This is a genomic window from Microbulbifer jejuensis (assembly GCF_047289955.1).
Lineage (GTDB): Bacteria > Pseudomonadota > Gammaproteobacteria > Pseudomonadales > Cellvibrionaceae > Microbulbifer.
The window spans coordinates 1-9,982 of the sequence record NZ_JBLBUB010000050.1; the positions used below are offsets into that span (position 1 = coordinate 1).

Below are 9,982 nucleotides of genomic sequence, written 5' to 3' on the forward strand. Positions count from 1 at the left end.
CAGGGGGAGGTTGATGCAGTGGTATGCGATTTAAATAACCGCCCAAGGAAAACATTAGGCTTTGAAACACCAGAAGATTTAATGGATAATTACTTGGCGGCACAAGCCGCATAAATGGTATGCACTTCAAGGTTGAATCCGCGAGGATTTATAATCACTGGAACAGCAGGATAATAGAGCAGTCATTGACTAATATTTTAATAATAATAGAACAGGGGATAATTAGTATGAAAATTACAACAATAATATCATTTTGCCCATTACTGGCAGGTGCCATACTACTAACGCTACTTGTGTTTAATCCCGCTTATGGTGAGGGGCTTACTCTCGAAGAAATCACTGTTACCGCTGAACGTAGATCAGAATCGATACAGGAGATTCCGATTTCGTTGACTGCTTTTGACGAACTGGGGCTTGAACAACGTGGTATAGATGAACTCTACGATCTTGGAGCTAATGTGCCCAACTTATCAGTATCTCCTTTTCCTTCTGACAAGAATACAATCCGATTAATGATTCGCGGGCTTGGTCAATTGGATACACAGATAACACAAGATCCTTCCGTGGCATTGTATATCGATGGAGTTTATGTTGGTTCTTCGATTGGATCTGGCTCAGAAATTGTTGAGCTTCAGCGTGTCGAAATCTTACGAGGACCACAGGGAAGCCTGTATGGCCGCAACTCTACCGGTGGCGCTGTTAATTTAATTACTACTAAACCTGTGCTGGAAGAATTTGGCTTTAAGCAGGTATTAACTGGCGGTAATCTCGACCATTTTAAAACCAAAACCAGCGTCAATTTTCCACTTGGGGAAACATCTGCCCTTAAACTATCAGCATTGATATCAAAAAGGGATGGCACTGTTGAAGCCATAGGTGATTCTCTTGACTATGGTGAAGAAGATCGAGAGGCTTATAGGCTTGAATTTATCAGCGATATCTCTGAGAACTTTATACTGGATTATGCCTACGATACCTCTGATGTAAAAGATACCAGTCGATATCAACAGGTGATTGCAGGGGGAGATCTGACCTCAGTGCTTGCAGGACCAATTCTTTCACAATTGTTAAATCCGGCGCTCCCACCCAATATCCTTGTCAATCTTATTGGCGTAGCGGAACATGACATTCCAGCGCAAATGGATCGCCTGGATAGCGTAACAGCAGTGAGGCCACTGCAGGACAACCTGTTAGAAGTGGATGGCCACAACCTCACATTGACCTGGAATGTTTTTGAGAATTTAATCATTAAATCAATCACAGGCTATCGAGCAGTAAATAGCAGTTTCTTCCATGATAGTGCACCAGCTGTAAGAAGTGCAATCGGGATCGCCCTGGCTGAGCCAGCATTAGGATTACCAGAGGGGTTTATTCTTGTTCCTGCAGTGCCTCTGGGTGCAACCTCAGAGGGACGTCGTACCCTGGATTTTGAACAAACGACACAAGAAATCCAATTGATTGGTTCAACGGATACACTCGAATACATTGCGGGTGTCTACTACTATTCAGATAAAGCATACTCTGATTTAGTTGGCACTTCTTTTAATATAGCACGAGCATTTGAATTCACCAACTCTGAAAATGATTCTATTGCAGTATTCGGGCAGGCAACTTACACCCCAAATGAAGGTCCCTGGACATACACTTTAGGTGCACGTTTTGCCAGGGATAGTCGACGAGCATTTCGATTCAACCCGAATTCACCTACTTTCGCGGAGAGTGCACCTCTTGGTGCATCCTACGATCGGAATTTTAGTAATTTTGATCCATCCTTCACAGTTACTTATGACATTGATGAAAATAGCAGCATTTATGCCAAGGTTGTTTCCGGGTATAAATCGGGTGGCACATCTACTCGATCATCGAATTTAGCATTGTATACAGTCGGTTTCAAACCAGAAGAAACGTTAGCTTATGAATTTGGCTTTAAAGGCGACTTTATCGACTCTCGCCTGAGGCTGAACCTAGCTGTTTTTCAAATGGAAGTCAATAATTACCAAACGAGTGTGCAAACCGGCATAGGAAGTGCTGATCGGGACTTTATTGGTATTAATGGCGTTAAAATTTATGGCACCGAAGCGGATTTACAGATTGCCCTAACCGAAAGCCTCAGAACATCCTTGAGTCTTGGTTTACTGGAGAGCGATTTGGGTGTTGGGAGCGTTTCGATACCTGGACTGCCTGATGCCGTTTTGATTGATGGCTTGGCTTATGCACCTGATCAATCGGGCACACTTGCTTTCAACTATACTTCGAATTTCAATCAATGGAATCTAGATGCGTATCTTGGCTATAACTATCAGGGAGGGGGTCGACACAGTTCAGTGAATAGTGCTGATAGTGTCGTGATGGATTCGTACGCAGTTATCGATGCGTCCTTGTCTTTTACGCTGAACCACGCAGATAAACATGAAATCAAGCTCACATTCTGGGGCAAAAATCTAGCCGATGAAGAGTATCTCACCACCAACTTTAGTGGCACTGCAGTACCTTTCGGTTTAGATGAATTAGCAAACTTTGGTGATCCAAAAACCTTCGGTGTAACGGCTGCTTATATGTATTAAAATAATACCTTATGAATACACTGATCCACTTTCTAGTCGAAAATAATCCGATCAAGTCAGTGGATTGCTGAAATCTGTAAATTCAAAGTAATACGACATTAGAAATGGTTTACCTACGAAAAGAGCAAAACCAAAGTATAAATCATACCAGAACAAAAAATATTATAAATTAGATGGGTCGATAATATGAAAAGACTAGCTGGAAAAACAGCCATAGTTACAGGGGGCGCAAGCGGTATGGGGGAAGCAACCGTACGACTGTTTGTAGAGCATGGTGCCAAAGTGGTTATTGCCGACGTAAACGATCAGCGCGGCCAGGCACTCGCTCAGGAGCTTGGGGAAGTCGTTACCTTCCAACATATGGATGTCAGCAAAGAGGAGGATTGGACCGCTGCGGTTGCACAGGCTCAGACATTGGGCACTTATAATGTTCTGGTCAATAACGCTGCTATTTTAAAGATGTCGTCAATTACCAACACCTCGACCGAAGAGTATATGCGGGTAATCGAAGTTAATCAATTGGGAACCTTCATGGGTATTCGCAGTGCAATTGAACCGATGAAGGCAGCAGGTGTTGGTTCGATTATCAATGTTTCTTCAATCGATGGGCTGCATTCTTCAGCAGGTCTTGGAGCCTACTCATCATCCAAATGGGCAGTACGTGGTTTAACGAAAAGTGCAGCGATAGAACTAGGGCAATACGGCATTCGTGTGAATAGTGTTCACCCTGGTGGTATCTATACCGAAATGGGCGGTGCCAGTAGAACCAGTGAAGACGATATGAATAGGACGTTTTACGCAAAACATCCGATTCCGCGTGTGGGGCAACCTAATGAGGTTGCTTATGTTAGTTTATTTCTCGCTACTGATGAAGCCAGCTATTCAACTGGGTCCGAGTTTGTTGCTGATGGTGGCTGGATTGCGGGTTTGCGCAACCCAGAAATGCCCTGTTCTTAAGTAGAACAGATCAACCTGAAAGAGTAAGTAAAGATGAGTGAAAATTCTATAAGAATAGATCGTTCACACAGTGAACCGCCTTTAGTGAAAGGATTGCCCATCCTCGGTAATACTTTTCAAATGGCAAAAGATGGTGGTCCGGGACCTTTTTTTTACAAATGCTACCGAGAGCATGGTCCTATTTTTAGAGTTAAAGTTCTCAATCAGACCTATAAAGTATTGGCGGGGCCAGAAGCTGTTGAGTTTATGGGATCTAGAGATGGCAAGGAAAAACTGCGTTCCAAGGAGTTTTGGCAGCAAATGAAAGATGCCTATCAGGCTAAATACCAGTTAACCGCTGAAAGTGGTGAGATACACGCGAAACTACGAGCGGTGATGAGAGAGGGTTATTCACGGAAAATACTGGTCGGAAAGTTTGATCAATTTTTACAAGCAACAGACGATATGTTGATGCTGGATTGGAAATCAGGTCAGTCTGTCCCTGTAGTCTCAGGTATGCAGCGTCTCGTAACGGGACAGTTAGGTTTGTTTCTTACAGGCCGGGTACCATTAAATTACGTTGAAGACATCCGTATCACAATCAAAACAATACTAAATGTTCTGGTTACTCGGCAACGTCCGCGCATACTGTTATATGCGCCGAGTTATAGGCGGGCCTTTAAACGTGTGCGAGAGCTCGGCGAATCAATGATTGAGGACTACTACGCCAATAAAGGAAAAAAGAAAGAAGAAGATAAAAACTTGATTGATGACATCATGGAAGAACACGAGCGTAACAGTGACCTGATCCCTGAGAGTGACCTTATTTTAACGCTCACCGGCCCATACGTTGCAGGTCTTGATACGGTGGCTAATACAACGGCCAACCTCATTTATCTTGTACTGAAGCATCCGGACGTATACAAAAAGATCCAACAGGAAGTCGATACCGTATTCGGAAAATCAAAACTGGATACAGCTTGCCTAAAAGAAATGCCCACGCTATCCGGGGCGATTATGGAAAGCCTGCGCATGTACCCTGTGACAGCCGCGGCTATGCGCTCGGCCAATACTGACTTTAATTTTAGTGGTTATGAAATTAAAGAAGGTGAGTTGTTATATATGGGTATCACGGTTCCGCATCTTATGCAAGAATTTTATCCCAATCCAGAAAAGTTCGATGTTGAGCGTTATGACAAAGGTCGTGGAGAGCATCTGAAAACCAATGCATTCTCGCCCTATGGTCGAGGCCCACATACATGCCTCGGCCGCTCTCTGGCCGATATACAAATGTTGTTGTCGATGGCACGGTTATTTTACCGATTGGATCTGGAATTGGACCCGTTTGACTATGAGCTTAAAATAAACGTTGCGCCGACACCAGGTCCAGAGCGCCGCTTTAAAGTGAAGGTTAAGAGGCATAGAAATTAAGCTCAGTGCTAGGTTACTGTGGTCGGAAGAAAAGAAACGCTCTCTTTTAGGGCGCGCTATAAATACACCCCAGTATGCTCGAAATTAGCACCTTTGGTCCATACGATCCTTGCAAAAAGGAATTTTTACCTCCCACCTTACCCTTCAGGAAATATTATTATGGGAAATATAAATAAACGTATTGTCCTGGTGACGGGTGCCACCCGCGGGATAGGTAAAGGCACCGCCCTGGCTTTGTCCGGCAGTGATACTATTGTATATATAAGCGGGCGCTCTGAGTTTGAAAATCAGACCTCTAGTCTACCGGGCACACTTTCTGCGACTGCGTCAGAAATCTCAGAGCGTGGCGGGCAGGCTATCGCTGTTAAATGTGATCATAGTGATGATAAACAGATCGCACAATTACTTGAGCGTGTGATAGATGAACAAGGAAAATTGGATATTCTGGTCAATTGTGTCTATCAAGTTCCCGACGACTTAATAGTGTGGAAGCCTTTTTGGCAGAGACCAGTTGAAAAGCACTGGAACGCCATGATTAATATCGGACTGCGCGCGCACTATCTTGCTTGCTATCACGCAGTGCCGCATATGGTTAAAGCAGGATGTGGTTCACTAGTCACCGTATCATCGCCTGCCGCACGCAATTATATTCATTCCATTATCTATGGTCTGGGAAAAGCAGCAAAGGATAAAATGATGCACGATATGGGTAAGGAATTACGTGAGCACAATGTGGCTGCTTTTACCTTGTGGCCAGGTATTGTGCGTACAGAACGATTGCAGTCTACCATCGATAGCAATCTGTTGCCGCCTGAGTATGAGGCTCTCAAATCAGGCATGGAATCACCTGAATTAACAGGTCGAATTATTGATGCAATTGATCGATCCGGCACCGCTATGATGTATACGGGAGCGTCCTGGTGGAACTCTATGCTTGCCAAATCACTGGATGTATTCGATATTGATGGTCAGCAACCAGAAACATACGAACCACTTCTTGGCAAGCCAGTAATGCCAACCGAGACAATGATTAAATAACGGCTTAGGTATTCAATCCAACTATAGAAGTCATCCATTAAGTTAAGTATCGGAACTCATACGTCAGATTGTAGATTGGTCGGAGATAGTAGTGTAATGAATGTCATTCAAATTATTTGTGTAACTATTTCATGAGAATTTGAAATTATTACGGTGATTATGGTCAACCTTTGCTGAGAAAAAACCTTAAGATTAATAAAATCGCTCAAGTAGCGAATACTCCTGAGCAAAAAAAGCATATAACCCTCTTTATACTAATTAATATGGATGTACAAATACCGTTGAATGCACCTCTTATGCCTAAGGTAATAGCGGATATTTTTTACCCAGTGGCTACGGCCTTCTATCCATAAAGCCAAACTTATTCAGCATGCTGACATAATTGGTGTGAGTACAGTTTATAAGCGATCAATAATTATTAAAAAAAAGTAACCGCCTTGGATAGAAAATAATTAAACTACGCATACGTATTTGATAAAACTAACCTAAAGTAGAATAATTTAAAATAGCTGGCAGGCATATTTGATAACATTTAAAAATCGATGCAAAAATTAAAATGATTGGATCAGAAAGGCAAAAGGGATGAAAAAATTCGATACAATTAAGTATAGTGTTACCAATAGAGTTGCTTGTATTTTACTCAACAGACCAAAACAGCTCAACACGTTTAATTCCACTCTCAAGTTTGAGCTATTACAAGCGATTGATCTTGCAAATACCGATAGTGCTATACGAAATATTATTATCTCAGGTGAAGGTCGTGGATTTTCAGCTGGGGCAGATTTACACGATGTGTTAACGGAATATGATTCGATTGAAGAAGAACTCCTAAAAGAATACAAGCCTTTTTTGATGGCTATCAGAGACTCAGAAAAATTGTTTATTTCAGCTGTTAATGGCGCCTGTGCAGGTATAGCAGCAGGTTTGGCAATGGCCTGTGACCTGTGTGTGATGGGTGATAATGCCTATCTCTATCAAGCCTTTGCAGCTATTGGCCTGATACCAGATGGTGGAGTCAGTTGGCATATACTCAATGCTTTAGGCTCCAAGAGAGCAATGGAGGTAATTATTTGTTCTGAAAAAATAAACGCACAACAGTGTTTGAAGTTTGGCATTGCTAATAGAGTAGTCCCCGCAAACACGCTATTAACTCAAACACAATCCTGGGCAGAAGAACTTGCTAACGGCTCCCCAATGGCCCAAAAATACACCAAGCAATTACTTCGACAAGTTATGAAAACTGATTTATCAGAAGCTTTTGATATAGAAGCAAGATTTCAAAATTTAACCACAATGAGTGAGGATTTTAAGAATGCGGTTTCAGGGTTCCTTGATAAGAATCCCATAGTATTTACTGGTCGTTAAAACTAATATACCCTTTATGAAAAAACTAATTTGAGTGGCAATAGACAATGTATTAACTTAGCATTTTACCTACCAATTTTTTATATATCTTAGAATAAGGCGGGAAGTTAATATTGATATCACGCCAACCTAAAGGGGCTTCAACTACAGAACGAGGGTTGGAAAACTCAAGGAAACTCTGAAAACCACCAATTCGACCAGTACCGCTATGCCTAATACCACCGAACGGCAGATGCGGGTTGGTTCCAGACTGAATCAAATTGTGGTTTACCACAGTGGAACCCGCTGAAGTATTTTGCAAGAAAAAATTAATAGCGCGTCGGTCTTTAGAAAAAATATACAATGCCAATGGCTTATGCTGGCGTTTAATTATTGACAGCTTTTTTTCAGCATCTTCACAACCGATTACAACCATAACAGGGCCAAATACCTCCTCTTGCATGATGGCCATATCGTCATTGACTCTACTTAAAATGGTTGGAGATATATAACGCTGTGATGCATCATTTTGACCACCAAACTCCAGTGTTGCACCCTTGCTGATAGCTTCATCAATCAGGCCTTTGACCCGCTGGAAATGACCATCTGTAATAAGGCGGGGGAATTCTGCGCTTTTTTCAAACCCATCCCCATGTGGATTATAAAACCTTATCAGGGCGGCTTTAGCTTCTTCAATGAATTTTTGCTCAATCGTTTTATCAACTAAAATATAATCAGGCCCGATACATACTTGCCCAGCATTTGCCATACGCCCCCAGGCAAGCTTGAGCGCAGCGTTATTAACATCGGCAGTTGAATCTACAATAGCTGGGTTTTTTCCACCCATTTCCAATGTGATATCTGCAAAGTTTTCTGCAGCTGCTTTCATCACAATACGACCAACCCGATGACCCCCGGTGTAGTAGATATGATCGAACGGTTGTTTCAAAAGTTCTTGCGCAGTCTCAGGTCCACCTTCAATTACAGCACATTGATTGCTTGAAAAGACAGTGCTAATAATTTCGTGAGTGACAGTTGCCGTGTGTGGTGCTAACTCCGAGGGTTTGACAATAGCGCTGTTTCCAGCCGCTAAAGCACCCACGATTGGTAGGATGTTGATTGCGATAGGTGCATTCCAAGTCGAAATATTGAGCATCGATCCTTTAGGCTCATATTGGATGTAACATTTTTTCCCCATAGTTGCTTGGCTGTTTTTTACTTTACGAGGTTTCATCCATTTGGCTAAATTTTTACTGATAAATTCGAGTTCTATTTTAAGCATCATTAATTGTGCTTCAGTGTCCATTTCACAGGTTTTTAATTCTTTATTTTGTGCTCGACATATGTCTTTTTTACGTTTTATCAACTCGATCCCCAGAGCTTGTAATTGGCGGATTCGCTGCTCGGCCGAGCGCGCTCTGAGCGCAGTATGGTTATCTTGCTGTGCGATAAATATTGACGATATGCTCATTGCATTATCTCAGTAGAATTTTTAGGTAAGGCTGCAATAAAATATTTTATGGGCAAACAGATAAATTTTTCTAATACACAATTAAATCCTGTTTTTTATTTTATAACTCTTTCGAATCATCCATTCCAGGGCACTGTCCGATAGCCAGCGTCGCATAATACTGAGCGGTTTGACATCCTTGCCAACCAGGTAAATCGGTTTCAATTTTGGAATGTTAATAATCTTAAGCATTCTCTCGGTCATTTCTTCGACAGTGTTGCCCTGATTTTCTACCATATCAGGTAATACTTGTGTTGTGGCTTCAAGAAGATGAGGTTCATATACTGCACGAATTCCCTGATTGATCTGTTTCCATATTTCATGCGTTGTCCGATGAATATCCTTAGTCATACTGGTTTTCACCCCTCCGGGCATGATAGTGGTGGCTTGCACACCCAGTGGCGCCAGTTCATGACGTAGAGTAAGCGTCATACCGGTAATCGCGTGTTTGCTCATGGTGTACCCCCCTGCTCCCGGCGTATTGGCAACGACTACTCCAGAGGCATAATTTAGGATACGAGCCTCAGGTGCAACTGCTCTTAACATTGGTAAAAATGCCTGCACTGTTCGCAATTGACCATAGGTGTTTACCTCAAAAAGCCGTTGTAAATCATCTATATTTAGTCCTTCAATCACTCCCTGGGCCAAATTAGCGATACCTGCATTATTGACCAACATATTCAATCCAGTGCCATCAAGTTTTGAAGCGACTGTTATTGCACTCTGTCGAACGGAATTGGTATTGGACACATCCTGTTCGACCGGGATGATATTCCTGCCATTGTCGGTGAGTTTGGAGATATCAAGGCCAGGAAGAACACCTGCAAAGACCTTCCATCCCAAATCGTTCAATTTTAGTGCTAAGGAGAGACCTTGCCCCTCTGCAGCACCAGTGATAAATGCCGTTTTCATAGTAGCTTCTACTGTTTTAGTTATTGAAGGGAGGGTTTTACATCTACACAACGCAAACCACTTAATCCTTGAATTGCGATTTCATACCAGACATATTATTCCGCGGATTCAACCTTGAAGTGCATACCATTTATGCGGCTTGTGCCGCCAAGTAATTATCCATTAAATCTTCTGGTGTTTCAAAGCCTAATGTTTTCCTTGGGCGGTTATTTAAATCGCATACCACTGCATCAACCTCCCCCTGAGT

At 42.4% G+C, this 9,982-nt stretch carries 7 protein-coding genes; 5 read left to right on the forward strand and 2 right to left on the reverse strand.

Annotated features, from left to right (window positions below):
- Window positions 1–227 precede the first annotated feature (227 nt).
- The 5 genes from ACL7TT_RS19895 to ACL7TT_RS19915 all read left to right on the forward strand — a co-directional run bounded on the left by ACL7TT_RS19895 (window position 228) and on the right by ACL7TT_RS19915 (window position 7,334).
- Complete coding sequence (locus ACL7TT_RS19895; protein WP_413397945.1) at window positions 228–2,564, forward strand: TonB-dependent receptor; 2,337 nt, start codon at window positions 228–230, stop codon at window positions 2,562–2,564.
- Window positions 2,565–2,750: 186 nt separating this feature from the next.
- The gene (locus ACL7TT_RS19900) at window positions 2,751–3,521 is read left to right on the forward strand and encodes a glucose 1-dehydrogenase (RefSeq protein WP_413397946.1); all 771 of its coding nucleotides are present in this window, start codon (window positions 2,751–2,753) and stop codon (window positions 3,519–3,521) included.
- Window positions 3,522–3,554: 33 nt separating this feature from the next.
- Window positions 3,555–4,931 carry a cytochrome P450 gene (locus ACL7TT_RS19905; protein ID WP_413397947.1) on the forward strand — a complete coding sequence of 459 codons (1,377 nt, stop codon included), beginning with the start codon at window positions 3,555–3,557 and terminating at the stop codon, window positions 4,929–4,931.
- 159 nt (window positions 4,932–5,090) lie between these two features.
- Entirely contained in the window at window positions 5,091–5,969 is an 879-nt protein-coding gene (locus ACL7TT_RS19910; protein WP_413397948.1) for an SDR family NAD(P)-dependent oxidoreductase, read from the forward strand.
- Window positions 5,970–6,551: 582 nt separating this feature from the next.
- Window positions 6,552–7,334: an enoyl-CoA hydratase/isomerase family protein gene (locus ACL7TT_RS19915; RefSeq protein ID WP_413397949.1), complete on the forward strand. Its 783-nt coding sequence runs from the start codon at window positions 6,552–6,554 to the stop codon at window positions 7,332–7,334.
- A gap of 52 nt (window positions 7,335–7,386) precedes the next feature.
- Here the strand turns inward: ACL7TT_RS19915 and ACL7TT_RS19920 are convergent, their stop codons facing one another.
- On the reverse strand, window positions 7,387–8,784 hold the full coding sequence (locus ACL7TT_RS19920) for an aldehyde dehydrogenase family protein (protein ID WP_413397950.1): 1,398 nt from the start codon (window positions 8,782–8,784) through the stop codon (window positions 7,387–7,389).
- A gap of 81 nt (window positions 8,785–8,865) precedes the next feature.
- On the reverse strand, window positions 8,866–9,735 hold the full coding sequence (locus tag ACL7TT_RS19925) for an SDR family NAD(P)-dependent oxidoreductase (RefSeq protein ID WP_413397951.1): 870 nt from the start codon (window positions 9,733–9,735) through the stop codon (window positions 8,866–8,868).
- Between the last annotated feature and the right edge of the window lie 247 nt (window positions 9,736–9,982).

What these genes read in the sequence shown, in the direction of transcription:
- ACL7TT_RS19900 (WP_413397946.1), top strand. Translation starts at nt 2,751, where the DNA reads ATGAAAAGACTAGCTGGAAAAACAGCCATAGTTACAGGGGGCGCAAGC.
- ACL7TT_RS19905 (WP_413397947.1), top strand. Translation starts at nt 3,555, where the DNA reads ATGAGTGAAAATTCTATAAGAATAGATCGTTCACACAGTGAACCGCCT.
- ACL7TT_RS19920 (WP_413397950.1), bottom strand. Translation starts at nt 8,784, where the DNA reads ATGAGCATATCGTCAATATTTATCGCACAGCAAGATAACCATACTGCG.
- ACL7TT_RS19910 (WP_413397948.1), top strand. Translation starts at nt 5,091, where the DNA reads ATGGGAAATATAAATAAACGTATTGTCCTGGTGACGGGTGCCACCCGC.
- ACL7TT_RS19925 (WP_413397951.1), bottom strand. Translation starts at nt 9,735, where the DNA reads ATGAAAACGGCATTTATCACTGGTGCTGCAGAGGGGCAAGGTCTCTCC.
- ACL7TT_RS19915 (WP_413397949.1), top strand. Translation starts at nt 6,552, where the DNA reads ATGAAAAAATTCGATACAATTAAGTATAGTGTTACCAATAGAGTTGCT.
- ACL7TT_RS19895 (WP_413397945.1), top strand. Translation starts at nt 228, where the DNA reads ATGAAAATTACAACAATAATATCATTTTGCCCATTACTGGCAGGTGCC.